General features: G+C 66.9%; 20 protein-coding genes. 13 read left to right on the plus strand and 7 right to left on the minus strand.

Going from position 1 to position 25896, the window contains the following annotated elements:
* Positions 1-39: 39 nt before the first annotated feature.
* The 5 genes from ACFE77_RS02845 to ACFE77_RS02865 form a co-directional block, all read right to left on the minus strand.
* Positions 40-1806 carry a TolC family protein gene (locus ACFE77_RS02845; RefSeq protein WP_375420114.1) on the minus strand — a complete coding sequence of 589 codons (1767 nt, stop codon included), beginning with the start codon at positions 1804-1806 and terminating at the stop codon, positions 40-42.
* Between the two features lie 63 nt (positions 1807-1869).
* Complete coding sequence (locus ACFE77_RS02850) at positions 1870-2232, minus strand: PilZ domain-containing protein (RefSeq protein ID WP_375420115.1); 363 nt, start codon at positions 2230-2232, stop codon at positions 1870-1872.
* Between the two features lie 18 nt (positions 2233-2250).
* The gene (locus ACFE77_RS02855; protein WP_375420116.1) at positions 2251-3849 is read right to left on the minus strand and encodes a hypothetical protein; all 1599 of its coding nucleotides are present in this window, start codon (positions 3847-3849) and stop codon (positions 2251-2253) included.
* Positions 3850-3875: 26 nt separating this feature from the next.
* Complete coding sequence (locus ACFE77_RS02860; RefSeq protein ID WP_375420117.1) at positions 3876-4613, minus strand: hypothetical protein; 738 nt, start codon at positions 4611-4613, stop codon at positions 3876-3878.
* Between the two features lie 104 nt (positions 4614-4717).
* Entirely contained in the window at positions 4718-6961 is a 2244-nt protein-coding gene (locus ACFE77_RS02865; RefSeq protein WP_375420118.1) for an ATP-binding cassette domain-containing protein, read from the minus strand.
* A 94-nt stretch (positions 6962-7055) separates the two neighbouring features.
* On the opposite strand from ACFE77_RS02865, the gene ACFE77_RS02870 reads away from it, so the two are divergent.
* The 9 genes from ACFE77_RS02870 (at position 7056) to fucP (ending at position 17660) form a co-directional block, all read left to right on the plus strand.
* A complete protein-coding gene (locus tag ACFE77_RS02870) occupies positions 7056-8462 on the plus strand; it encodes an HlyD family type I secretion periplasmic adaptor subunit (RefSeq protein WP_375420119.1) in 1407 nt (468 codons plus the stop codon).
* A 99-nt stretch (positions 8463-8561) separates the two neighbouring features.
* Complete coding sequence (locus tag ACFE77_RS02875; protein ID WP_375420120.1) at positions 8562-9350, plus strand: DUF1206 domain-containing protein; 789 nt, start codon at positions 8562-8564, stop codon at positions 9348-9350.
* Positions 9351-9366: 16 nt separating this feature from the next.
* Positions 9367-10005 carry a TIGR02281 family clan AA aspartic protease gene (locus tag ACFE77_RS02880; RefSeq protein WP_375420121.1) on the plus strand — a complete coding sequence of 213 codons (639 nt, stop codon included), beginning with the start codon at positions 9367-9369 and terminating at the stop codon, positions 10003-10005.
* Positions 10006-10182: 177 nt separating this feature from the next.
* Complete coding sequence (locus ACFE77_RS02885; protein WP_375420122.1) at positions 10183-11298, plus strand: helix-turn-helix transcriptional regulator; 1116 nt, start codon at positions 10183-10185, stop codon at positions 11296-11298.
* A gap of 99 nt (positions 11299-11397) precedes the next feature.
* A complete protein-coding gene (locus ACFE77_RS02890; RefSeq protein ID WP_375420123.1) occupies positions 11398-11919 on the plus strand; it encodes a DUF1993 family protein in 522 nt (173 codons plus the stop codon).
* A gap of 81 nt (positions 11920-12000) precedes the next feature.
* Entirely contained in the window at positions 12001-14022 is a 2022-nt protein-coding gene (locus ACFE77_RS02895; RefSeq protein ID WP_375420124.1) for a M3 family metallopeptidase, read from the plus strand.
* Between the two features lie 208 nt (positions 14023-14230).
* Positions 14231-15241, plus strand: coding sequence for a zinc-binding alcohol dehydrogenase family protein (locus ACFE77_RS02900; protein WP_375420125.1), 1011 nt, complete (start codon positions 14231-14233; stop codon positions 15239-15241).
* 79 nt (positions 15242-15320) lie between these two features.
* Complete coding sequence (locus tag ACFE77_RS02905; RefSeq protein ID WP_375420126.1) at positions 15321-16214, plus strand: IclR family transcriptional regulator; 894 nt, start codon at positions 15321-15323, stop codon at positions 16212-16214.
* Positions 16215-16319: 105 nt separating this feature from the next.
* Positions 16320-17660, plus strand: coding sequence for an L-fucose:H+ symporter permease (gene fucP / locus ACFE77_RS02910; protein WP_375420127.1), 1341 nt, complete (start codon positions 16320-16322; stop codon positions 17658-17660).
* Here the strand turns inward: fucP and zwf are convergent.
* Positions 17650-19170, minus strand: coding sequence for a glucose-6-phosphate dehydrogenase (zwf, locus tag ACFE77_RS02915; protein WP_375420128.1), 1521 nt, complete (start codon positions 19168-19170; stop codon positions 17650-17652). The genes fucP and zwf overlap by 11 nt on opposite strands.
* A gap of 173 nt (positions 19171-19343) precedes the next feature.
* Between zwf and ACFE77_RS02920 the strand changes: the two genes are divergently transcribed.
* On the plus strand, positions 19344-21269 hold the full coding sequence (locus ACFE77_RS02920) for a CocE/NonD family hydrolase (RefSeq protein WP_375420129.1): 1926 nt from the start codon (positions 19344-19346) through the stop codon (positions 21267-21269).
* 128 nt (positions 21270-21397) lie between these two features.
* Here ACFE77_RS02920 and ACFE77_RS02925 read toward each other — a convergent pair whose 3' ends face one another.
* On the minus strand, positions 21398-23179 hold the full coding sequence (locus ACFE77_RS02925) for an ABC-F family ATP-binding cassette domain-containing protein (protein ID WP_375420130.1): 1782 nt from the start codon (positions 23177-23179) through the stop codon (positions 21398-21400).
* A gap of 109 nt (positions 23180-23288) precedes the next feature.
* Between ACFE77_RS02925 and ACFE77_RS02930 the strand changes: the two genes are divergently transcribed.
* The 3 genes from ACFE77_RS02930 (at position 23289) to ACFE77_RS02940 (ending at position 25776) form a co-directional block, all read left to right on the plus strand.
* On the plus strand, positions 23289-23585 hold the full coding sequence (locus tag ACFE77_RS02930; protein WP_375420131.1) for a PepSY domain-containing protein: 297 nt from the start codon (positions 23289-23291) through the stop codon (positions 23583-23585).
* A gap of 122 nt (positions 23586-23707) precedes the next feature.
* Positions 23708-24373 carry a response regulator transcription factor gene (locus tag ACFE77_RS02935; RefSeq protein WP_375420132.1) on the plus strand — a complete coding sequence of 222 codons (666 nt, stop codon included), beginning with the start codon at positions 23708-23710 and terminating at the stop codon, positions 24371-24373.
* An 8-nt stretch (positions 24374-24381) separates the two neighbouring features.
* Positions 24382-25776, plus strand: coding sequence for a sensor histidine kinase (locus ACFE77_RS02940; RefSeq protein ID WP_375420133.1), 1395 nt, complete (start codon positions 24382-24384; stop codon positions 25774-25776).
* Positions 25777-25896 lie beyond the last annotated feature (120 nt).

Here is a 25896-nt window from a genome sequence, read left to right on the forward strand (position 1 = left end):
TTGCAGGCGTATCATGTGCTTCGCGCCGTAACGCCGGGATCAGTCCGCGCGCTTCGCCTGTTCGGCGGCGGGGACGGCGAGCTTCGGCAGTTTCTGCCCTTCGCTGAGCAGGTCGAACAGGCCGCCGAGCTTTTGCAGCACGCGGAATTCGGCGAGCTGCTTGGCGGTGCCGTTCGACACCAAGTTGGCGCGCGCGTCGAACAGCGATTGCTGGCTGTCGAGCAGGTCGAACACGGTGCGCCGGCCCTCGCGGAACTGCTGGGTATAGAGCTGCGCGACCTTTTCGGACGAGGCGATCTCGGACTCGATCGTGGCGGTCTTGGTGCGTGCGGCCTCGAGCGCGTTGAAGTCGATGCGGAGATCCTGCTCGACCTCGCGGCGACGGCGCTCCAGCTCGTAGTCGGCCTCGCGCAGCCGTGCCGACAAGCGGTTGCGGACTGCGACGTCGGCACCGCCGTTGAGGAAGCCGTAGGTGACGGTGAACATCACCCGTGCGTCGCTGTTCTTGCCGGTGCGGCCCTGCACGTCATCGCGCCAGTTCGCCTGCGCGAGCAGTCCCAGTTTTGGCAGGAAGGTGCCCGTCTGGCTGGCCCGTTGGCGTTCGATCGAGCGGCGATCCTGCACCGCCTGCGCCATGCGCGGGCTATGGTCGGCGATCATCGCGACCGCGGCGTCGGCGCTCGCCGGCAGTGCGGCGGCGGCGGAGGGCACCTCGGTCGCGACGCCGGGCAGGTGATCGGTGAGCCGCCGGAACGCCTCGCGCGCCTGTTCGAGCGCGCTCTTGCGGTCCTGAATCTGAGCCTGGACGTTCTCGGCGCGGGCCTTGGCACGGCTGACGTCGGCGGGGGTGGTGAGCCCGAGATCGTTCTGCGTGGTCACCATCTTCAGGATCTTCTGGTGCGCTGCCAGTGACTGTTCGGAGAGTGCGAGCAGCTTCTGCCGCTCCAGCACGCTCAAATAGGCCGCGGTTATGTCGTAGGAGATGCCTTCGATCTTCTCCCGGGTCCCCCATTGCGCGCTGCGATAGCCGGCGCGGGCGCGCTTGATGTCGTTGATCGTGGTGCCGAAGTCCCAGACGTTCTGTCGAACCGACAGAAGGCCCTCGCCGCGGCGGAGCATCGTCGACGACCCGAGCTGGGGATCGCTGAACTCGTTGCCGATCGCCACCGCGACGTCGATGTGCGGCAGGTAGCCCGCGACGGCTTCGTTGACGCCGTATTTGGCGTCGTCCTGGCGCGCGAGCGCGATCTGAATTTCGGGGTTGCTGCGGAGCGCCTCGACGATCGCCGCGCGGAGCGGCTCGGTCCGAACGTCGGAATCGATCGCTACCGGCGTTTCCGTCGCTGTCGGAAGCGGCGTTCCCTGGGGAAGCGTGGCGACGACGCGGGTCGCCGCGACTGGCAGGACGAACGCGGTGAGGCGGTTCAGATCGTTGTCGACAGGGGTATAATTGGCGACGGGGCGGGGGCCATAGATCGGTCGCGGCGCCGACGCGGCAAAGGCGCCGCGGCGAAAGGTCGCGATCTGCGGCAGGTCGCGCTCGATCGTGGTGAGGTCGGTATCGGGCAGCAGCATCTCGCCGCCGACGGATCGGCGGATCGTCGCCGTCGTCACGAACAATGCCTTGGCAGCGGTCGGCGCGGCGGTCGACGCATAGGGCGCGGCGGGTCGAGACATCTCCTTCGCGACGACCGCAGGCGCCTCGGCAGCGCTTGCGATACCGCCCGATCCCAGCGATGCCAGCAGGCTTGCGGTCGAGACGCAAAGCCTACGAGCTCGGGTCTGCTGCAAGAACGAAGAAGTCATTGAATTGCCCCTCGGAACACGTCCGTTCGGCAAGATTAATGCCCGGTTAGGGTAAATATTAGGTTACGCGGCGCGTGCCGATCCGACCACCGGGACTGCGGACAGCGCCAAAATCGCACGAAATTCTTCATCTTCGAGCGGTTCGTCGAAGCTCAGGCCGAAGCCGAGTGAATTGGTGCCCATTATACGTCCGAACATCTCATGGCCGCCGACCGTCAGGCAGACCGGCACGTCGCGGCGGTAGAGTAGGTAGGTCAAGCGCGGGCGGAACAGCGCGCCACCGGTCGACAAGTCGATCACGCGGCCGGGGAAGTTGATGATCCGATCGATCATCATCAGCGATCCGTCGATCGCCACGCTGTACCGTTCGGTGGTGCGCGAGAAGACCGGGCGGCGGCGGTGAAGCCAGGTGGGCAGGAGGTTCATGGGGTTCTTCCCGATCTGCTATGCGGCGCGGCCGGCGGTGTTGCGAGGTGTGGCGGTCGTCGGTGCCGACCCATCCGTGTCGATCGCGGCGTCCAGCGCGCGGCTGAGCGCCTCCAGTTCGGCACGCGCGCCATGCTTGTCGACGGCGCCTTCCGATCTTGCGACCAGCCGCGACAGGCGATCGTCGATGACGCCCTGATCCTCGGTCAGCTTCTCCAGCGTCGCCCGATCAGTCTGGCGCTGCGACGCCAACCACGACACCGCGCTGTCGAAGGTCGCGCGGACGTCGTGCGACAGGCGTTCCTGCTGCGCCGCGATGGTGCGGACCAGCGGCATCAGCGCCCGGCTTTCCGTCTGCGCGCGCGGTCGTCCTCGCAGGCGTTGCCACAAGCTCGGGCGGGCCACCGCCTCGATGGGTGCAGTTGCGATCGCCACCGGTTCGCGTTCGGCGACCTCCTGTTGCAGCCCGATCAGCCGATCGATCTGCGCATGCAGCGTCGCGCCGTCTAGCGGGGGGTGGCGATGCGCGTGGGTGTTCACCCCGTCGAGCAGCGCGCGCATCGCTGCGCGGTCATGCTCGGCCATCCGGAACAGCGTCTGCACCTGGCCGAGTATCTCAGTCTGGTTGCGTGCGAGTTCGGCGACGCTCTCAGCCACCGGGCGGAGCATCGGCCGGGGATCGGCGAGTTGGCCGACATGCCCGGCCAGCGCCTCGATCTGCGCCGCCATCGCGCTGACCGTGCGGTTGGTCTCGACATGGCTGGTCGATCCGGTCTTCAGCGCGTCATGCAACTCGGCGAGCTGGCGGCTGCCGGCCTGGAGCGCCGCAGTCACCGCAGCGAGCTCGGCACGATCGCCGGTCGCCTGTTCCGCGCCACCCTCGAGCTCCGCGATGTTCGAGAGCCAATGCTCGAATTCGTTGCGCAGCGCCTTCATCGCGCTGGTCATGAAGCGCTCGAGCGCGCCCAGGACCATCGACGTCATCAGCCCGAAGAGCGATGAGCTGAAGCCCACGGACATGCCGTTCAGCGGGCCTTTCATGCCCTCGATCAGCTGACCGAAGCTGTCGGTGCCGCCGGCGCCGGACACGTCCATGCTGCCGATCAGGTCGCCCACCGAATGGACGGTCTTCATCAGGCCCATGAACGCGCCAAGAAGCCCGAGAAAAACCATCAGCCCGGAGAAGTACATGATCGTCGATTTGCGATCGCCGATGCGCTGATCGACGTCGTGGAGCAGCACCTGCACCGTCGCGTTCGACAGATGCAGCGAATCCTGCTTGCCGAGTTCTTCGGTGATCATCCGATAGCCCTGGCCGAGCAGTTCGGGTTCCTGAAAAATGATCGCTGGCTGCTTGTAGGGATCGAGCGGTCGGCGCGACCGGGTGCCGTAATCGACCTTCAACGCGTTGAGCGCGAGCACCTCGTTCTTCAGCGCGAAGACGTGGCTGAACGCCAGCCACGCGGCCAGCCCGAAGGTCGCGAAGATGGACAGGTTCAGCGCCACCTTGGCCTGGATGCCGGCGATGACGAATTCGTGCGCGTAGATGCCGAGCCCGAGAAGGACGACCATGATGGCGGTCATTCTCATCAACTCGGAGCGTATCTTCTTTTCCATGCCTCGATCTTTCGGTCGTCGGACGGTCAGGGTTTCACGACGACGCGCACATTGTGCCCGTCGGTGGAGGTCGGATCGGTCACCCGGATCTGGGTCTTGATCTCCGCGCCGGGGATGCCGGCACGGATCAGCAGGTTGCGGGTCAGCGCGGCGCGGAAGAAGGCGAGGCGCTGGGCCTCGGAGACCGAACTGGTCTGCGGCGCCGACGACCAGATCTCGTAGACGGCGCCGGGCAGTGTCCTGCTGGCGAGGAAGTCCTTCACCTTCTTCTCGCTGTCGCTATCGAAGCGAACGGCGAGCGGTTCGAAGTCGACCCGCAGCAACACGTCCGACGCTTGCACCCGAACGCCCTTGCTGTCCTCGGCCTGCTCGTCCGCCTTTACTGCGAGCCGCAGCGTATCGGGGGTTTCGCGGGTTCGTACGGTCAAACGGTCCTGGCCGTCGATCGGGGTCTCGCTCTTCAGCACCGAACCGAGTTCCGCGATCGACGAACCGTCGGCGGCCTCTGCCGGGGAGGCGATGCGGCTGGTGTCGTGCGCCTTGCCCTTGGCGGTCAGCTTGTCGCGGGCCGTGGCCGGGTCAGCGTCCTTGGTATGCTGCTGCTCGTACTGTGCCTTCGCGCGTTCGAGCATGCGCTGCGACAGCACCATCACCGCTGCGCTCATGATCACGAGCAGGAAGGTGACGACCATGATCACCGTCGTCAGCACGTCGACGAACGCCGGCCAGTGGTTGACTTCGCCTTCTGCCGATGCGCCCGCCATCTCGATCCTCCGCGTGCCGCCGGCCAGGGGCGGCACCTCGCTGAAACTGGTAAGCCGTCGAGGTTAAGAGGACGCTAACTAAGACCTTGCGTGCTGCTTAAGCCTCACGCCGCCGCGCGCATCTTCGGATTGCGCAGCATCGCGAGGACTTCGTCGCGTGGGCGATCCGCGATGATACGTCCGCCATCGAGCCAGATCACCCGGTCGACGATGTCGAGCACCGCGAGACGGTGGGTCGCGACGACCAGGGTGCGATTGCGCGTGGCGCCGCGCAGGCCCTGAATGACCGCTTGTTCGGTGCCGATGTCCATCGACGCGGTTGGCTCGTCGAGCAGTAGCACTCGCGGATCGCGGATCAGCGCGCGTGCCAGCAGCACCGATTGGCGCTGTCCGCCGGACAGATGCGAGCCGCGGGGGCCGACCTTGCGGCAGAAACCCTCGACCGTCCGGCTGACGAAGGTGTCGAGCCCCGATGCGGCGATCGCGAGTTCGACGACAGCTTCGTCGGGCTCGTCCATGCCGAGCAAGATATTTTCCCAGATGCTGTCGTCGAACAGCGTGGCGTCCTGCGCCGCGTAGACGATGCCGCGCCGCAGCTGTGCAGCGGCATATTGCGCCATCGCATGACCATCGATCGTCAGCAGGCCGGTGCTGGGTTGCGCAAGCCCGGCGAGCAGATTGAGCAGCGTCGTCTTGCCCGATCCGGACTTGCCGATCAGCGCGATCTTCTCGCCCGGAGCGATCGTCAGCGAGACCTTAGCAAGGCCGGGCGACGCCGCGCCGGGATGCGTCACCGATACGGAATCGAGACCGAACCGCCCCGCGACTGCGGTCCGCCGCACGCCTGGATCGGACACCTGCCGCTCGGCCGGTAAGGCGAGAATGCGGGCCAGGCCGGCGAACTGCGACAGGCTCTGGTTGGCCTTTGACATCATCGTGATCGCGCTGGACACGGGCACCATCGCGCGCCCGGTGAGCATCGTGCACGCGACCAGCGCGCCCGTCGTCATCATCCCGGATTTGATCTGGAACACGCCGACGACGACGACCAGCACCGTCACCATCTGCACGACCAGCCCGGCGGTGGTGCCGGGCAGCTCGGTCCACTTGCGCGTGGCCTTGCCGCCGATCGCGAGATGATCGGAGACATTGTCCCATCGAAACAGAAAGCGTCCTTCGGCCTGGTTGGCCTTGATCGTCTCCAGGCCCTCCGCGAGATCGACCGCGAGATCCTGCCGCGCCTGCATTAGCTTCGACGTGCGCTTGCTGGCTAGCTTGACCGCATAGTTGCAGACGAGCCCAACGATCAGCAGCGCACCCGCGCCGAGTACCGGCGCCGCAACGGTCCAGCCGCCTATGAGGCCGATCAGGACGAGAAACAGAAAGAAGAAGGGTAGATCGACGAAGAACGCGACGACCGCCTGGGGCACCAGCAGCGACAGGCCCTCGACGTCGCGCAGCGCGGTCATCAGCCCGCCCGCCGAATGCGATTTCGCGTTGCGGGCATGCAGGAAGGCCGCCATCGCGCGATGCTGCACCGCCTGCGCCACGCGCACCCCGACCGCTTCGACATAAGCCGACCGCACGGTCTTGAAGACAAACTCGAAGATTAAAACGATGGTGATGCCGACCGACAGGGCCCAGAGCGATTCAAGCGCCAGGTTGGGCACGACCCGGTCATAGATTGCGCGCATGTAGAGCGGGATCGCGAGCGCGCAGACGTTGAGCAGCACCGCGGCGACCACCAACTGTGCGAGCATCCGCCGCTCACCCAAGAAGCTGCCCACCAGCCACAGCCGCGGATTGCGTTCGGAGAGTGAGCGCGCCTGCGTTTCGTCGTCGCCATCATCTTCGATCGGATCGGCATGGCCGCACAGCAGCAGTTCGCCCGCCAGCAGCGCGTCGAGCTGTGCCGCCTCGCCGAAGAACAACCCGCGGGCGTCGCGCACGCGGAGCTGGCCGTCCGCGCGGATGGCGTCGATCAGCACGCAGCCACCGTCGCGGGTGGCGCCGAGCAGTGGCAGGTCCGCGGCGACGATCGTCGCGGCACGGCGCGGCTGCCAGCTGGCGTCTAGCCCGACGCGGGCGAGCGCGAGCGGCGCATGGCGCGGATCCATGATGCCGCCATGCGCGGGCAATGCCGCGGTCAGCATCGTGGCGGAGGAGTCACGCCCGCAGGCCGCAGCCAGCAGCACCAGTCCGTCGACGATCGGCAACGACGTGATCGCGGCCCCATCGTTTGCGGGGTCGTAGGCGGGCGGTCGCGATCGGACGCGTGCGGCGACGCGTGCCGCCAGGCTGGGCCCTCGATCCGACTGGTCACCTGATGTCATCTTCGCCGCCGCCATCGCTGTTTCGTGCGACCGCTTAAACATTCTTAAGGATAAGGAAGGGTAAACGGCGTCCCGCAACGAGACGATGGTCTCTGGAAGGGTGCCGACGATGAGCTTCGCTGGATTTCGCGACCGACTGATCTGCCTGTGTGGCGGAGCAAGCCTGTTCGAAGGCGTCGGCCGTCACGAGGTCGCCACCGCCATGGGCGGTCGCGCGCCGGTCGCCAGCATGCCGCTCGGCGGCCTTGCACCCTGGAGCGCCCGGATCCGCACCGAGCGTCCTACCAACATCCTGGTCGTGACCGGCACGATCCTCGCCATCTTCCTGGTGTGGGCTGCGCTCTTTTCGGTCGACAAGGTGACGCGCGGGCCGGGCAGGGTAGTGCCGTCGGTGCAAAATCAGGTCGTGCAGCATCTGGAGGGCGGCATCGTCAAGCGATTGCTGGTCGAGGAGGGGCAGCGGGTCCGCAAGGGTCAGGTGCTGCTCCAGTTGAGCAACGAGTTCACGTCGGCGGATGCGCGGAACGCGCGCACCGACGTCGTCGCCAAGAAGATCGCGCTCGCCCGTGCCGATGCGGAGATCGCGGGCGCCGCGGATTTCCACGCGCCCGCCGAGCTGGCGGCAATCGCGCCAGCGATCGCGGCGTCCGAGGAGGTGTTGTTTCATTCGCGTCGCGCACAGATGGGGCAATCGTCGAGCATCATGGCCGAGCAGGGCCGCGCCCGGCGCGCTGACATCGCCGCGTCGGCCGCGCGCCTGCTCAACCTGCGCAGCGAGCAACGGCTGATGATGGGCCAGCTCGCCAAGCTCGAAAAGGCCTATGCCGAAGAGGCGATCTCCGAGCGCGAGGTCACCGACAAGCGCGCGTCCTTGCTGTCGCTCCAGACCAAGATCGACGATGTCCAGAACTCCATTCCCGGCAGCCAGGCGGAACTCGGCGAGGCGGCGGCGCGCCAGCGCGAGGTCTATACCCGGACGATGGAGGAGACCAAGGAACACGCCGCCAAGCTTCGGCTGGAGCTATCCAAGGCCAACGAGAACCTTACCGCCTATGCCGACAAGCGATCGCGCGAAGAGGTTCGCGCGCCGATGGATGGCGTCGTCAACAAGCTCTATTTCCAGACGGTCGGTGGCGTGATCCGCGCGGGCGAGCCGGTCGCGGAGATCGTACCGGTAGACCAGACCGTTATCGTCGAGGCGCGCGTCGCTCCGCGCGATCGCGGGAACGTCTGGCCGGGGCTGCCGGCGTCGATCAAGATCTCGGCCTATGATGCTGCGGTCTATGGCGGGCTCGAGGGCAAGGTGATCGAGATCTCCCCCGACGTGATCCAGGATCCCAAGGGCGAAAGCTATTATCGCGTCCGATTGAAAGCGGAGGCGGCAGGCTTCGGCCGCGACAGGCCGGTGATCGCGGGGATGACCGCCGACGTGGCGATCAAAGCGGGCCGGCAGACCGTGCTCAACTATCTGCTGGGTCCGTTGATCGGAATTCGTGACGGCGCGCTTCGCGAATGACCTAGCGCGGCACCCGCACAGGCCGACCACCTGATCGCCTGTTCCGCGGCCGGAACGAGCCGCGTGCAGGGACGTTGGCGGCGTGCAGGGAGATCGACCATGACGGCAAGTACGCGACTGACGCTTCTGACACGCATCGGCTTCGCGACACGGGGTCTGTTGTACATCGTCATCGCGTTGCTGGTGATCCGGACCGGCCGATCCGAGGATACCAGCGGCGCGTTGCGGTATCTCGGTCAGGGCGGTGGGCAGATCCTGCTCGGCATCATGGCGGCGGGCCTGATCGCCTATGGCTTATGGCGGCTCGCGGATGCGGCGTTCGACATCGAGCATCATGGGACCGACCGCAAGGGCGCGCTGGAGCGGGCGGGCGCCGGGATCAGCGGCGTCGTCCATCTGCTGCTCGCGTGGCAGGCGATCCAGCTGATGCGGGGCACTGCCTCCGCAAGCGACGGTACGCAAGATGGCGCGCAGGCGGCCCTGGCGCTGCCGGGCGGCCAGGCGATCCTGATCGCCGCCGGCCTGATCCTGCTCGCGGTCGGCGTGGTCCAGCTGGTCAAGGCTGCAAAGGGCAGCTTCCTACGGTATCTCGAGCCGCAGATCGCGAGCCAGGCGTGGGCGCGGTGGAGCGGGCGGGCGGGTTACGCAGCGCGAGGCGTGGTGTTTCTGATCAGCAGCGTCTTCATCCTGCGCGCCGGGCTCGAGGAGCGTGCCAGCGAGGCGGGCGGCACCGCGGCGGCGCTGTCGTGGCTGACCAGCCCGGTCGACATCATCATCGCGATCGGCCTGTTCGCGTTTGGGCTGTTCAGCCTAATTGAGGCGCGGTTCCGGCAGCTCCACGACGTGCCGATCGACCGCATCGTCGCCGGCGCGACCGGCGGCCGGTAAGCCATCCGGCGCGTCCGTGTCGATCGCGACGCTTCCGCAGTGGCAGCACGTTGCCCTCTATGCCGTCGGCGCGGCGATCGTGCTGACGCTGGTGTTCCGGATACCCTTTATCGGTCGCTTGCTAAGGGCGTTGTTCTCGCTCGCGATCCTTGCCGCTTGCCTGTTCATGCTGTTTCAACAGGCCCCGTTCGACCCGCGCATCGCCAAGCTCACCGAACGGCTCGGGCTCGATAGCCAGAGCGTCGCCGGGACCGAGGTGCGCATCCGGATGTCGCCCGATGGCCATTTCTGGGCACGCGCGACGATCGACGGCGTGGAGCGACGGATGCTGGTGGACAGCGGGGCGACGATCACCGCCTTGTCCTCGCGCACCGCACAGCGTGCATCGATCGATCTCGGGCAAAGCCTGGTCCCGGTGATGATGCGAACCGCGAACGGCACGGTGCGCGCGGAGACCGGGCGGATCCGGCTGCTGCGGCTCGGCGACATCGAGGCGCGCGACCTGCCGGTGGTCGTGACCCCCGCACTGGGCGAGGTCGACATCCTCGGCATGAACTTCCTGACCCAGCTCGAATCGTGGCGAGTCGAGGGGCGCACGCTCATCATGGTGCCGGGAAAGGTAAGCGGCGACGGGCGAGCGAAGCCGAAAAAATGATGCCCGGCACCAAGGGCCGGGCACCAGTTACCCACTGAAGGGCTTGGGTCGCAGCGCATAAAGAGCATCGCTGCAAACGATCCGCATCCACCATCTTATGTATGCGACACGATTTGAGGCGACAGATAACCATCTGCACCGGGGAATAGCATCCATCGCAACAGGGGGAGGCTGCCGGTGGCGAGCAAGACCGCGACATCGGATGCGATCGCGTTCGACGATCACGTCGACGCGATCTACGGGGCTGCGATCGACGTCGGCCGCTGGCCTGCCGTGCTCGACGGCATCGCGCAGCAATGCGGCGCGCGGGGCGCGATGATCATGACCGCGTCGCCCGATCGCATGCGCTGGACCGCGTCACCCGGCATCGCCGAGGTAGTCGACGCGTTCTTCGCGGAGGGGTGGCACCTCACCGGCGGCCGCGCGGATCGCCTGATCGCGGATCATCATCCGGGCTTTTGCGTCGAAACCGACTATGTGGATGCAGACGCGCTTCGCCAGATGCCCGTGCAATCCGACTTCCTCGAGCCGCATGGCATGGTCGGCGGCGCGGGCTCGCTGTTCCAGGGCCTGCCGGACGATGCATGCATCCTGACAGTGGAAGGCTGCCAGACACATGACCGGGCGCGGGCGGCGGTGCCGTTCCTCGATCGGTTGCGGCCGCACCTCGGGCGGGCGCTGACGATCGCAGCGGCGGTCCGGGCGCGGATGGATGACGCGGTCCTCGACGCGCTGTCGCTCGCCGGCGTGGCGGCGGCGGTGATCACGCGCGACGGGCGGCACCATGCGTGCAACGCCGAATTCGAGCACGCCTTCGCGAGCGGCGCCACGATCGCGCCGATCACCCGCGCGATGCGGTTCAGGGACCAGCGACTGCAGGCAGCGGTGGAGGAGGTGCGATCGACCGGCGTTCTACCGGGCGGCCGATCGATCCCGCTGGACCTGCAATGGCGCGGCTATCCCGCCGCGGCGCACATGATCCCGCTCATCCGCGGTGCGCGCGATTACTTCGGCAGCGACGGGGTGCTGATCGTACTCGCCAGCGCCGGCAACGTCAGCATTCCCGGCGCCGATCTGTTGCGGTTGATGTTCGATCTGACCCCCGCCGAGGCGCGGCTCACCCGATCGTTGCTCGAAGGGTTGACGATCTCCGATGCGGCGCGGCGGCACGGCGTCACCACGGCTACCGCGCGGCGGCAGTTGGCATCGGTGTTCGCCAAGACCGGGATCAACCGGCAGGGCGATCTGGTGCGGACGTTGAGCGGCCTTGGGGCAGGGTTCGGCGCGCCGTGATCGGCAACTCGGCTTAAGTCGCAGACGATGCGCGATGTTCGGCGTGGACCCGGCGGCGCTGCGGTCGCATAAGCCGCGCAAGCCATGGGGAGCAGGATGATGCCGTTTTCGCTATACGATGCCGTGATACCGTCCAACCTGCAGATACTTGGCGCGGTCGACGCGCTCGTCACCAAGGCGGAGGCGTTCTGTGCGGAGCACGGCAAGCCCGCGTCCGAGCTGATCGACGCGCGACTGGCCCCCGACATGCTGCCGTTCGCCTATCAGGTGAAGTCCTGCGCCGCGCATTCGGCCGGTGGCCTGGAGGGGGTCCGCGCGGGATCGTTCTCACCCGACCGCTCGGTCCCGCCGACCGACTTCGACGGGCTGCATGCGGTGTTGCGTAACGCCATCGCTCATTTGGAGGGGCTGGACCGTGACGCGGTCGACGCAATGGCCGAGAGCGACACCGCGTTCGTGTTCGGGGAGACGAAGATCCCATTCACCGGCCCGAATTTCCTGCTGTCGTTCTCGCAGCCCAATTTCTACTTTCATGCGACCACTGCGTACGCGATCCTGCGCGCGCAGGGATTGCCGCTCGGCAAGCGCGACTTCCTCGGGGCGCTGCGGCTGAAGGTCTGAGCATCCGGCACCGAGCGGGGTGTCGCGACGGGGAATTGATGCCTATCTGGGTGTGATCACATCCACGATAGGCCGTTTGCATTGACCCTGCTGCTCGATCCCCGTGCCCTGCCGCGCTTCGCCGATCTCACCGCCGACGCCATCCTTCCCGCACTGGACGCCGCGCTGGCCAAGCACCGCGCGGTCGTCGCCGATCTCGTGGCGCGGCGCCCGATCGGCTTCGCCGACGCCTGGCTGCCGTTCGAGCGCGCCGATACCGCTCTCGACGCGCTCTGGTCGGCGGTGTCGCACCTCCATGCGGTCGCCGATACGCCCGAGCTGCGCGCCGCGCATGCCGAGGGGCAGAACCGGCTGGTCGAGAACGCGATGGCGGTCGCGCAGAACCGTGATCTCTACGAGGTATTCGTGGCGCTGACCGCGGCGCCCGACTTCGCGACGCTGCCGCTCGCCGACCGGGTCGCAGTGGAACACGCGATCCGCGATTTCGTGCAGGCGGGCGTGGCGCTCGAACCCGAGGCGCGGGCGCGGTTCAGCGAGATCTCGGTCGAACTTTCGGCGCTGGCGACCGCGTTCGGCAGCGCGGTGCTCGACGCCACCGAGGCATGGACCGAGCACGTCACCGACGAGGCGCTGCTCGCCGGGATCGCCGACGCCGATCGTGCGATGTTCGCGGCAGCGGCGCAGGCACGGGGCCTCGATGGCTGGGTGGTGACGCTGCAACAGCCGAGCGTCGGCGCGGTCCTGACCTTCGCCGAGGATCGCGGGTTGCGCGCGCGGGCGTACGAGGCGTTTGGCACCCGCGCATCGGATCGCGGTCCGCATGCCGGGCAGTTCGACAATAGTGCCCGCATTGCGGATATCCTCGCGCTGCGGCGCGAGGTCGCGCAGTTGCTCGGCTATCCCGATCCGGTCAGCTGGTCGCTGTCGACCAAGATGGCGCCCGATGCGGGCGAGGTGATGTCGTTCCTGCGCGATCTCGCGGCGCGGGCGCGGCCGGCGGCGGAGAGCGACCTGGCAGATCTGCGGGCGTTCGCGGCGACGATGGGGATCGACGATCTCCAGCCTTGGGATGTCGGTTTCGTTGCCAACCGGCTGCGGATGGATCGGTATGCGGTCGACGAACAGGCGGTGCGCGCCTACTTCCCGGTCGATCGGGTGATGACCGGGTGGCAGGCGCTGCTGGAACGCTTGTTCGGGATCCGCCTGGTGGCGCGCGACGACGCGCCGCGCTGGCACTCCGATGCGCGGTTCTTCGACGTGATCGACGAGGCGGGCAGCGTCATCGCGGGGCTGTACCTCGATCTGCACGCGCGTGACGGCAAGCGCGGCGGCGCATGGATGGCGCCGGCGCGGCCGCGGCTGGCGGACGGCGACGCGGTGGCGGTGCCAGTCGCTTATCTGGTGTGCAACTTCGCGCCGGTCGGGGCGGACACGCCGTCGCTGCTCAGCCACAACGACGTGACGACGCTGCTGCACGAGACCGGGCATTGCCTGCACCATCTGTTCACCCGCGTGGACCGGCCGAGCATCGCGGGCACCAGCGGGTTCGAGTGGGACGCGATCGAGCTGCCGAGCCAGTTGATGGAGGATTTCGCGTGGGACCGCGAGGTGCTGACAGGCATGTCCGGGCATTACCGGACCGGCGAGGCGCTGCCGGGCGATCTGTACGACAAGATGCTGGCGGCGCGGCGCTTCCAATCGGGCATGTTCATCGTCCGCCAGGTCGAGTTCGCGCTGTTCGACCTGCTGCTCCACCTCGGCACGATGGGCGGCGACCCGATCGAGGTGATCGAGGCGGTGCGCGACGAGGTGGCGGTGATCCGACCGCCCGAATGGCACCGCTTCCCCCACGCGTTCAGCCACATCTTCGCGGGCGGCTACGCAGCGGGCTATTACAGCTATCTGTGGGCGGAGGTGCTTGCCGCCGACGGCTTCCAGCGCTTCGCCGAGGCAGGGCTGGTCGACCGCGCCACCGGCGACCTGTTCCGCGACACGGTGCTGGCGCAGGGCGCGGTGCGGCCGGCGGCGGAGAGCTTCCGCGCATTCCGGGGGCGCGATCCGGATCCGGCGGCGATGCTGGTGCGGCACGGATTGGCGGGATAGGCGCGCCGCCGGCTTAGCGGTTCTGGCGACGATCCACTGCATCGACGCAGCCGGACGCTACGGACACTTAGATCAAACCGTATCGATCTGAAACGAACCGTTTCGGATCGGTTGGTCGCGTGTGATCAGAATAGACTTGCATATAAGGCAGGTTAGTTTCATCCACGCAACGACGTGTGATCTGTGCATGAAATTGGGGGGAGGGCTGATGAAGACGGTGGTTTGCGACAGCCCATTCCTGCTCGCGGTACAGGAGCGGCCAATGCCGCGCCGGGCGCCGGGCGAGGTGCTGGTGCGGATCCGCCGGATCGGGATGTGCGGAACCGATTATCACATCTATGCCGGGCGCCAGCCGTTCCTCAGCTACCCGCGGGTGATCGGACACGAGCTTGCCGGCGAGGTGATCGACGTCGATGACGGGTCACGGTTCGCGCCTGGGCAGGTGGTCACGATCAACCCGTACCTGTCCTGCGGCACGTGCATCGCTTGCCGCAAGGGACGCGAGAATTGCTGCATGACGATCGAGGTGCTCGGCGTGCACCGCGACGGCGGCATGTGCGAATATCTGAGCGTGCCCGAAGCCGCGGTGATCGCGGTCGGAAACCTGTCGCTGGACCAGGCGGCGATGATCGAGTTCCTGGCGGTCGGTACGCATGCGGTCGGCCGTGGCGGGGTGACCGCGGGTGATGCGGTGCTGGTGATCGGGGCCGGGCCGATCGGCGTCGGGGTGGCTTTGTTCGCGCAGTTCGCCGGGGGGACGGTGACGCTGATCGACACCAGCGCGACGCGGCTGGCGCATGCCCGCGACAAGGTGGGGATCGCTAACGTCGTTCCAGTGGCCGCCGGGATCGACACGACGCTCGCGAAAGCTACCGGGGGCGAATTCTATGACTGCGTGTTCGATGCGACCGGCAACATCACGGCGATGCGTCAGGGCCTCGGCTATGTCGCGCATGGTGGCCGTTACGTGCTGGTCAGCGTGGTGCGCGAGGATCTGGTCTTTCCCGATCCCGAATTTCACAAGCGCGAGACGAGCCTGCTCGGCAGCCGCAACGCGACGCATGCCGATTTCGAGCTGGTGATCGCGCGCATCGCCGACGGATCGATCCCGACCGACGCGCTCCTCACCCATAGTTTCGCGGCCGAGGACGCACCCGAGCGGGTGCCCGCGTTGATCGTCGAGCATGATCAGGTGCTGAAGGCGATCGCGCGGTTCTGACGATCGACATGGCGAAGGCGCGCGGGCCGTAGCGTAACCATCCATTGTCAAGCGAACCAACGCGACTTACGGATCGGTCATGACCAGCCACAGCGACAACAGCGACGATGCCGGCCAGGAGGCGGGGCCGACCGCGGGGAAGCCCAAGAACGTCTATGCCGCCCCGGCGCTGGACAAGGCGTTCGACGTCATCGAATTGCTCGCGCAGGCACCCGACGGTCTGACCCTGACCGAAATCGCCGCGCGGCTGCAACGGTCGCTCAGCGAGTTGTTCCGGATCGTCGTGGTGATGGAGCGTCGCGGCTATCTGATCAAGAATCCCGACACCGATCGGCTGGTGGTCGCCTACAAGCTGCTCGATCTCGCCTATCGCGCGACGCCCGCGCGGCACCTGACCAAGGCGGCGGTGCCGGTGATGCAGGCACTGGCGCGCGACATCGGGCAGTCCTGCCATCTGGTGGTACGCAACCGCGCCAGCGGGCTGGTGATCGCGCGCGAAAAGGGCTCCGGCGCGAGCGGTTTCAGCGTGCAGATCGGCGTGACGATCGACCTGGCGCAGAGCTGCTCGGGCCATGTCATCCTCGCCTTCTCCGCCCCGGCGCGCACCGCCGAAATGCTCGACGAACTCAGCGCGGTGAAGGGGAGCTCGATCCGGGAGCTGAAGGAGCGGATCGCGCTGGTCGCCGAGCGCGGCTATGATCGCCAGCCGAGCCCGATCACCTATGGCGTTACCGACATGAGCTATCCGGTGCTTGGGCTGGACGGATACCTGATCGCGGCGCTGACGATCCCTTTCCTGGAGCGGATCGACGGCTCTCAACCGGTCGACATGGAGGCAGCGCGCGAGCAGCTGGCGGCGGCGGCGCAGACGATCTCGACCCGGCTCGGCTGGCGCGGGCATGCCGCACCCGATGCGACACCCGCAGTGGTCGAGCCACCGAAGCGCGCGAAGCGGAGCACCGCCAAGGGCTGATCAGCCGGTGCAGCAATCACGTTGCCACAGGTGAAAGTCTGCCCTAGCTTCGGACAGCAGCCGGCGTGATCAAGCCGGCGCATGCCCGGACGGGCTGGGGAGGACATGAACATGCCGAGCGCGACGATGTTGCCGCAGGTCGATGCGGATGCCGACGCCAATGTCGCCGGTGAAGTGGGCGGCGCGTTCATCACCCCCGGGTTCCGCATCGGCTTCATGCTCGTCGTCAGCCTCTTCTTCCTCTGGGCGATCGCGAACAACTTTAATGACATCCTGATCCGGCAATTCCAGAAGGCGCTCGATCTGGACCGCGCGCAGGCGGGTATCATCCAGTTCGTCTTTTATCTCGGCTATTTTCTGATCGCGCTGCCGGCGGGGCTGCTGATGCGGCGGTTCGGCTACAAGGCGGGGATCCTGACGGGCTTGTCGCTGTATGCGGCGGGGGCGCTGCTGTTCTACCCGGCGGCCGAGCTGCGCGACTACGGTGCGTTCCTTGCGGCGCTGTTCGTGATCGCATCGGGTGCTGCATTCCTGGAGACCGCCGCCAACCCCTACATCGTCGCGTTCGGCGATCGTGCGCGCGCGTCGCAGCGGCTGAACCTGGCACAGGCGTTCAACGGCTTCGGCGGGTTCCTGGCGCCGATCATCGGCGGCACCTTCATTTTTTCGGGCGTCGAACATTCGAGCGCGGCGCTGACCGCGATGACGCCGGCGGCGCTCGACGCCTATAGGCTAGGCGAGGCGCGTATGGTGCAGACGCCGTACCTCGTGCTCGCCGCGGTGGTGATCGCGATCGGCGCGGCGATCGCGGTAACGCGACTGCCGAAGGTGGTGGGCGGTCAATCGGACGTGCGCGCGCCGGGCGGTATCGGTGCGCTGCTGCGCGTCCCGGCGTTGCGCGGAGCGGTGGCGGCACAGTTCTTCTACGTCGGCGCGCAAGTCGGCATCTGGAGCTTCTTCGTCGATTTCGTGAAGGACATCCGACCGGAAACCCCGGAGCGTACCGCCGCCTATCTGCTGTCCGCGAGCCTGGTGCTGTTCATGGCCGGCCGCTTCGTCGGCGCCGCGCTGATGCAGCGGGTGCGATCGACCGTGCTGCTCGGCGGCTATGCGGTGGCGAACGTCGCGCTGTGCGCGGTCGCGATAGTCGCACCCGGCGACATCGCGATCGGCGCGCTGATGCTCACCGGCTTCTTCATGTCGATCATGTTCCCGACGATCTTCGCGCTGGGCGTGAAGGATCTCGGACCCGCCGCGACGCTGGGATCGTCGCTAATCGTGATGGCGATCATCGGCGGAGCGATCTTCCCGCCGCTGATGGGGTTCGTCTCGCATGCAGGGGGCGGCCTGCGGATCGCGATGCTGGCGCCGCTGGTCTGTTTCGCGATCGTCGGGCTGTATGCGCGACGCGTGAAGGATGCGCCGAGCGACCCGATCACGGGGTGACGCGCCGGGGAACGGCGGCCGCCAAGGCGTGCCATTGGTGGCCGTGGCGTTCGAGCAGGGCGTCGGCCCCTGCCGGTCCCATGCTCCCCGCTGCATAAGGTTCGGGTGCGCCGTCACTCGCCCATAGATCGAGGAACGGCTGCATCGCCGCCCAGCCCGCCTCGATCGCATCAGCGCGCTGGAACAGCGTCTGGTCGCCGATGAACATGTCGTAGAGCAGCGACTCATAGCCGGTAAGATGGCCGACATCAAAGCGATCGGCATAGTTGAAGTCGAGCGTCACCGGCACTGTGTCCACCCCGAGCCCCGGACGCTTGATCAGGATCTCCATGCTCAACCCCTCGCCGGGCTGGAGCTGGATGACGAGGCGATTGGGCGGCAGGCGTTCGGCGGCGGTCTTGTCAAACTGCGCGAACGGCACCGGTTTGAAGGTCACCACGATCTCGGTATCGCGCACCGCCATCGCCTTGCCGGTGCGCAGATAGAAGGGCACTCCCGCCCAGCGCCAGGTGTCCACCATCAGCCGCAGCGCGACGAAGGTCTCGGTACGGCTTTCGGGTGCGACGTCGGCGGTGTCGCGATAGCCGGCGACGTCGCGGTCGCCCACCCGGCCCGCGGTATAGGCGCCGCGCACGCCGTTCTCGCGTGCGGCGGTGGGCGTGTAGGCCCGGACCGCGCCGAGCACCTTGGCCTTTTCGTTGCGGATCGCCTCGGCATCGAAGCTGGCGGGCGGCTCCATCGCGACCATCGCGAGCAGCTGGAACAGGTGGTTCGGGATCATGTCGCGCAGCGCGCCGGTGGCGTCGTAGAAGCTGCCGCGGGTGCCGACGTCGACCGCCTCCGCCGCGGTGATCTGGACATGGTCGATGCTGTTGCTGGTCCACAGCGTCTCGATCATCATGTTCGCGAACCGCGCGGTCATGATGTTCTGGACGGTTTCCTTGCCGAGGAAATGATCGAGGCGGTAGATCTGTTGCTCGCCGACATGGCCGAGGATGCGCGCATTGAGCGCGCGCGCGGAGGCGAGATCGTGACCGAACGGTTTCTCGATGGCAACGCGGCGGAAGGCGCCGGGCTTCTCGGCGAGCAGCCCGTGCTGGGCGAGCTCGTCGACGATGTCGCCAAAGAAGCGCGCGGGCACCGCGAGATAATAGGCGACGTTGCCGACGAGTTGCGCGGATAGCGTTTCGTAGACCGCGTTCTGGGTGAAATCGCCCTGGAGGTAGCGGATGCGGGGCTTGAGGCGCGTCCAGGCGGGGTCGGCGTCGGTGTCCTTCAGCAGCGATGCGACGCTGGCGCGCAGGGTCTCGTCGTCGCCGGGATCGATGCCGACGCCGACGATCTGCAGGTCGTCGCCGCTGAGGCCGAGCCGCGTCATGTTGACGAGCGCGGGGACGAGCAGGCGCCGGGTGAGATCGCCCATCGCGCCGAAGATTACCAGGGTGACGGCCGGGGCCACGGCGACGTTCTGTGCCGGGTTCGGCATCGGCTTGGCGGGATCGTTACTCATCGAGCGAGGCTTTCCTGGACGCGGGAGCCCTGTCGGGCTGACCGACGCCATACGGCCCGGGTGCGCGATGGTTCAAGACGCATGCGAATAGGGCAGGGTTGCTTAACCAGTGTTGCCAGCGGCCGATGTGCGCGCCACGATGCGGCAACGTCGACCTTTGGGAAGTTTCCTCCATGATCAAGCCGATCCTGCTCGCTGCCGCTGCCTCGTTGATACTGTCTCCGGTCGCGGCGCAGCAGGTCGCTCCCGTTGGCGGCGATGTTCCCGCCAAGTTCGTGCCGCCTGCCGGTAACGCCGATTACGACAAGCGCGTGATCATGGTGCCGATGCGCGACGGGACCAAGCTCTACACCGTGATCGTGGTGCCGAAGGGCGCGGTGAACGCGCCGATCGTGCTGACCCGCACGCCGTACAACGCCAAAGGCCGTGCCAATCGCAGCGACAGTCCGAGCATGCTGGCGACGCTGCCGCTCGCGGACGAGGTCTTCGTGAAGGCGGGCTACATTCGGGTCTATCAGGACGTCCGCGGGAAGTATGGTTCGGAGGGGGATTATGTCGTCACCCGCCCGGTTATCGGGCCGCTGAACAAGACCAAGGTCGACCACGTCACCGATGCCTATGACACGATCGACTGGCTGGTGAACAAGACGAACCTGCCAGAATCGAACGGCCGAGTCGGCATGATCGGGTCGTCCTACGAAGGCTTCACGGTGGTCATGGCGCTGCTCAACCCGCACCCGGCGTTGAAGGTCGCGGTGCCCGAAAGCCCGATGATCGACGGCTGGATGGGCGACGACTGGTTCCACTATGGCGCGTTCCGCCTCGCCAACATTGCCTGGCTCGGCAGCCAGACCGGCTACAAGGGCGCGGGCGAGGCGCCGCCCACCGGCGGCTATGACGATTACGATAATTTCCGCGAGATCGGATCGGCGGGCGCCTGGGCGCAGAAGTCGGGCTACGACCAGCTGCCCTATTGGCAGCGGATGGTCTCGCATCCTGCCTATGACGAGTTCTGGGAAGGGCAGGCGCTCGATAAGCTGCTCGCCGCGAATCCGTCGAACATCCCGACCCTGTGGGAGCAGGGGCTATGGGATCAGGAGGACATGTACGGCGCGATCACCGCGTGGGAGGCGCTGAAAGCCAAGGGGAAAATGGGCAACAACTTCCTCGTGATGGGGCCGTGGCGGCACAGCCAGGTCAATCGCGAGGGTCGTAGCCTCGGCGCGTTCCAGTGGAACGGCGACACCGCAGCGCAATTTCGCGAACAGATGGTGATGCCGCTGTTCAACCAGTATCTTAAGGACGGTGCGCCCGCGAACCTGCCCGCGGCCGCGATCTACAACACCGGCGAGAACCACTGGGACAAGCTGACCACCTGGCCGCTGGCTTGCGAGAAGGGTTGCGCGGCGCCGCTGACGCCGCTGTATCTCGGCAACGATGGGGCGCTGGGGTTCGACAAGACGGCGTCGGGCAGCGTCAGCTACGTGTCCGATCCCGCCAAGCCGGTGCCGCATCTGCCGCGCCCGGTGAACTTCAACGACGGTCGCTGGGGCGACTGGCTGGTGAGCGATCAGCGCCATGTCGACGGGCGTGGCGACGTACTGACCTATCAGACGCCGGTGCTGACCGCGCCGGTTCGCGTGTCGGGGGCGCCGATCGCTGATCTGTTCGCGCGAACGACGGGGACGGATGGCGATTTCGTCGTCAAGATCATCGACGTGCTGCCGGCCGAGAACGCGACCGACGCGAAGATGGGTGGGTACGAGCTACCGATCAGCCTCGATATCTTCCGCGGGCGATATCGGACCAGCTTCAGCAAGCCGTCGGCGATCCCGGCGGGCAAGGTGCAGGAGTATAAATTCCGGCTGCCGACGGTGAACCATGTGTTCAAGCCGGGGCACCGGATCATGATTCAGGTCCAGTCGAGCCTGTTCCCGCTCTACGACCGCAACCCGCAGGTCTATGTGCCGAACATCTTCCTCGCGAAGAAGAGCGATTACCGGAAGGCGACGGTGACCGTGGAACATGGCGGCAGCGCGGCGAGCCGGGTGTGGTTGCCGGTGGTGCCGGTGGATCAGAACGCGGTGGCGGCGCGGTAGGAGGGGCTTCCCAATTCGTCTTTCCCGCGAAGGCGGGAATCCATACTGGCGAACCTCGCGGCCAATCTCTGAGGCTAGCCAGTATGGATCCCCGCCTGCGCGGGGATGACGGAGAGAGAAAGGCCGACTCAGCCCAGCGCTTCGACCTGTTCGGCAAGTTCCAGCCAGCGCATCTCCGCCTCTTCCTTCTGTGCCCGGGCGGTGTCGATCGCGGTGCCGTGGCGGGCGAAGGCGGTGGGATCCCGCGTGTAGAGGGCGGGATCGGCCATTGCCGCTTCGTGGCGCGCGATGGTGGCGTCGAGTTCCTCGATCCGCTTGGGTAGCAGATCGTAGTCGCGCTGGTCCTTGTAGGTGAGCTTGGCCTTCGCGGCGGGCGGTGTCACGGGCGCGGCGGTGGGCTTGGCGGCGGTGCGCTTCGTGTCGGTGCGCGGCTTGCGCTGCCGTTCCCACTCCTCGTAGCCGCCGGCGACCACGTCGACCGTGCCGCTGCCGTCGAGCCCGAGCGTGATCGTGACGGTGCGATCGAGGAAATCGCGATCGTGGCTGACGATCAATACCGTGCCGTCATAATCGCCGATCACGTCCTGAAGCAGGTCGAGCGTCTCCAAATCGAGATCGTTGGTCGGTTCGTCGAGCACCAGCAGGTTCGACGCGCGTGCGAACTCCCGCGCCAGCAACAGCCGCGAGCGTTCGCCACCCGACAGCGACGCGACCTTCGCCTCAACCATGTTCGGGTCGAACAAGAACTCCTTCAGATAACCGTGGATGTGCTTCTTGACCCCGAGCACCTCGATCCAGTCGCCGCCATCAGCGACGACCTCGCGGACGGTCTTTTCGGGCGCCATCAGGCTGCGCTGCTGGTCGATCACCACCGCGTCGAGCGTCTTGGCGAGCCGGATGCTGCCGGTGTCGGGTTCCAGTTCGCCGGTCAGCAGCTTGAGCAGGGTCGACTTGCCCGCGCCGTTGCGGCCGATGATGCCGATCCGGTCGCCGCGAGCGACGCGCAGGGTAAGATCGCCGATGATCGTGCGGTCGCCATAGGATTTGCTGACGTGCTTAGCGTCGATCACGATCTTGGAGCGCGCGTCGTCGGTGCCGGTCGTCAGGTTGGCGGCACCCTGCGGCCCCATCATCGCAGCGCGTTCGGCGCGCATCTCCTTCAGCTTGGACAGGCGCCCCTGATTGCGGCGGCGGCGACCGGTGACGCCGCGCAGCAGCCAATGTTCCTCGATCTTCAGGCGCGCGTCGAGGCGTTCGGCGGCGCGTGCTTCCTCGGCATAGACCTGTTCGGTCCAGGCTTCGAAACCGCCGAAACCGATCTCGGCGCGTCGGATCGCACCGCGATCAAGCCACAAGGTCTGCTTGGTCAGGCGGGTGAGGAAGGTGCGGTCGTGGCTGATCACGACGAAGGCGCCGCGGAAGCGCTTGAGCCAATCCTCAAGCCATTCGATCGCGGCGATATCGAGATGGTTGGTCGGCTCGTCGAGCAGCAGCACGTCCGGATCCTGCGCCAACGCGCGGACGATCGCGGCGCGCCGGCGCTCGCCGCCCGAGGCGGAGGCGGCCTCACGCGACAGATCGATGCCGAGCTGACCGGCGATCGCCTCCGCCTCGTGCGCCAGCGGCGCGTCGTCGCCGCCCATGACATAGTCGTTGAGGGTCGCGACGCCGCGGAGGTCGGGTTCCTGTTCGAGTAGGACGACGCGGGTGCCGGGGACGATCGTGCGGCGCCCCTCGTCGGCGTCGATGCGCGCACCGAGCAGCTTCAGCAACGTGGTCTTGCCTGCGCCGTTGCGACCGATCAGCGCGAGCCGATCCCGCGCGCCGACATGAATGTCGAGTTCGCGGAACAACCAGCCGGAACCCTGGATCAAGCCAAGGCCTTCGAAAGACAGAATAGGGGCAGCCATGTGCGCGGCAGGTAGGGGGCCGCGACCCTCCCGGCAAGTTGCGCCGAGGAGAGGAGGTCGCGGGAAGCATTCACAGGCTGTTCAATGCGGCGCCCCTATGCGACGCATGATGACGATGATCCCCGCGCTCCTGTTGCTCGCTGCCTCCCCCGCCACGGTGCCGGTGCTCGACCAGCGCCGCAGCGACCAGGCGACCGCCTATGCCGCGCGCCGCGACGGGCGGCTGCTCGGTCTGCGCGAGATCGAGGGGCGGGTCGTGCCGACGATGCGGGGCGCGCAATATATCGGCGTCGACTTCGATTCGGGGACGGGCGTCTACACGCTGAAGTTCCTGCGCGACGGGGTGGTGATCTGGGTCGATGTCGACGGGCGATCGGGGCAGGTGATCGGCCGGACGGGACGATGATGGCCGATTCTTCCCGCGCGTAACCGCTGTGAGGTATTGCGGGGTTCAGCCGTCCGACAGGTTGTTTCCTTCAGGCGGCTTCGTGGTATCGCGGTCGCGATAAACCGGAGGGAAGGAAAGCCATGCGTGTTCTGATCGTCGAGGACGAACCCAATCTCGGCCAGCAATTGAAGAACACGCTGGAGGGCGCGGGCTATGCGATCGATCTCGCCACCGATGGCGAGGAGGGGCATTTCCTCGGCTCGACCGAAAATTACGACGCGATCGTGCTCGATCTTGGGTTGCCGGAGGTCGACGGGCTGACGGTGCTCGATCGGTGGCGCAAGGAAGGCCGCACCGCGCCGGTGTTGGTGTTGACCGCGCGCGACAGTTGGTCGGACAAGGTCGCGGGGCTCGACGCGGGCGCGGACGACTATGTCGCCAAGCCGTTCCAGACCGAGGAACTGATCGCGCGGCTGCGCGCGCTGATCCGGCGTGCCTCCGGCAACGCTTCGTCCGAGCTGAACGCGGGCGACATCCGGCTCGACACCCGGTCCGGCAAGGTGACGCGGGCGGGCGAGCCGGTGAAGCTGACCGCGCAGGAGTATAAGCTGCTGAGCTATCTGCTCCACCACAAGGGCAAGGTGGTCAGCCGCACCGAGTTGATCGAACATATCTACGACCAGGACTTCGACCGTGATTCGAATACCATCGAGGTGTTCGTGACCCGGATCCGCAAGAAGCTGGGCCAGGATGTGATCACCACGATCCGCGGGCTCGGCTACAGCCTCGAAGATCCGGACGCCTGACCGGTGGCATGACCGACGATACCGCCGTCATCGAAGCCCCGGCGGCGCCGGAGCGCCAATCGCCGAAGACGACGGGGTCGCTGTCGCGGCGGATGATCCTGATCGCCGCGGCGTGGATCGCGGTGCTGCTCGCCGGGGGCGGCTTCGCGCTCGATCGCGTGCTGGTGACTGCGGTTACGCGCAACTTCGACGATCAGCTCGAATATGTCCTGACTGCGCTGATCGTCACCGCCGATATCGGGCCCGACAAGGAGGTGTTCTTCAACCGCGAGCCCGCGAACCAGCTGTTCCTCGAACCCTATTCGGGGCTGTATTGGCAGGTCTCGGCGCCGGGGCAGGAGAGCTTCGCGTCGCGATCGCTATGGGATCGGCGGCTGAAGTTCGGCGCGAAGCACACCGACCGCGCGGTGCACGCCTATGACAGCCTGCAATTCAAGGGCGAACAGCTGCGCATCCTAGAGCGGGACGTCCAGCTGCCGCGATCGACGGTGCGGTGGCGGTTCCAGGTCGCCCAGACCCGCGATGGACTGAACGCGCAGATCGCGGCGCTGCGGCGGACGCTGGTGCGCAGCTTCGCGCTGCTCGGCGTCGGGTTGATCCTGCTGGCGGCGTTGCAGACATTCTACGGGCTGTGGCCGCTGCGCAGGGTTCGCGAGGAGATCGCGCGGATGCGCGCGGGGCAGTCGAACCGGATCGACGGCGGTATGCCCAATGAGCTCGCGCCGATGGTCGAGGAACTGAACGCGCTGGTCGAGCATAACGAGCGCCAGGCCGAGGAAGCGCGACGGCATGCGGGCAACCTCGCGCATGCGCTGAAGACGCCGCTGACGGTAATCATGAACGCCGCGACGGCAGAGGCGGACGACCTCGCCGACACCGTGATCCGCGAGGCGCGAACGATGCGGCGGCAGGTCGACCACCACCTCGCCCGGGCGCGAGCGGTGGGAAGGCGCGGGTCGGCGCATAGCCGGGCGGCGGTCTGGCCGAGCCTTGAATCGGTCGAACGCGCGGTGGGGCGGCTGTACCGCCATGTGCGGATCGACGTGACCGGGCCGAAGACGTTGCAGGTGCATGTCGAACGGCAGGATCTCGACGAGATGCTGGGTAATCTGATCGAGAATGCGGCGAAATACGGCGGCGGCAGCGTGTTCGTCACGGTCGGCGCGCAGGCGGGGTTCGTGGAATTCCTGGTCGAGGACGACGGCATGGGTATCCCCGAGGAACAGCGGGTACGCATCTTCGATCGCGGCGTCCGGCTGGATACGGGGAAGCCCGGCACCGGGCTGGGCCTCGCGATCGTGCGCGACGTCGCCGAAATCTATGGCGGCACGGTCGCGCTCGAGGAGAGCGAGGATCTCGGCGGGTTGCTGGTGCGGCTGAGGTTGCCTGCGGCGAGCGGGTAATCTCATCAGCGCGGCCGTCAGCTCTGCGCGCCTTTCGTTGTGCTCCCGCGAAAGCGGGAGCCTAGAATCAAGCAGGATAACAGCCGGTGGTTCTACTTGGTCCTAGGCTCCCGCCTTCGC

This window comes from uncultured Sphingomonas sp., from assembly GCF_964243315.1.
Lineage (GTDB): Bacteria > Pseudomonadota > Alphaproteobacteria > Sphingomonadales > Sphingomonadaceae > Sphingomonas.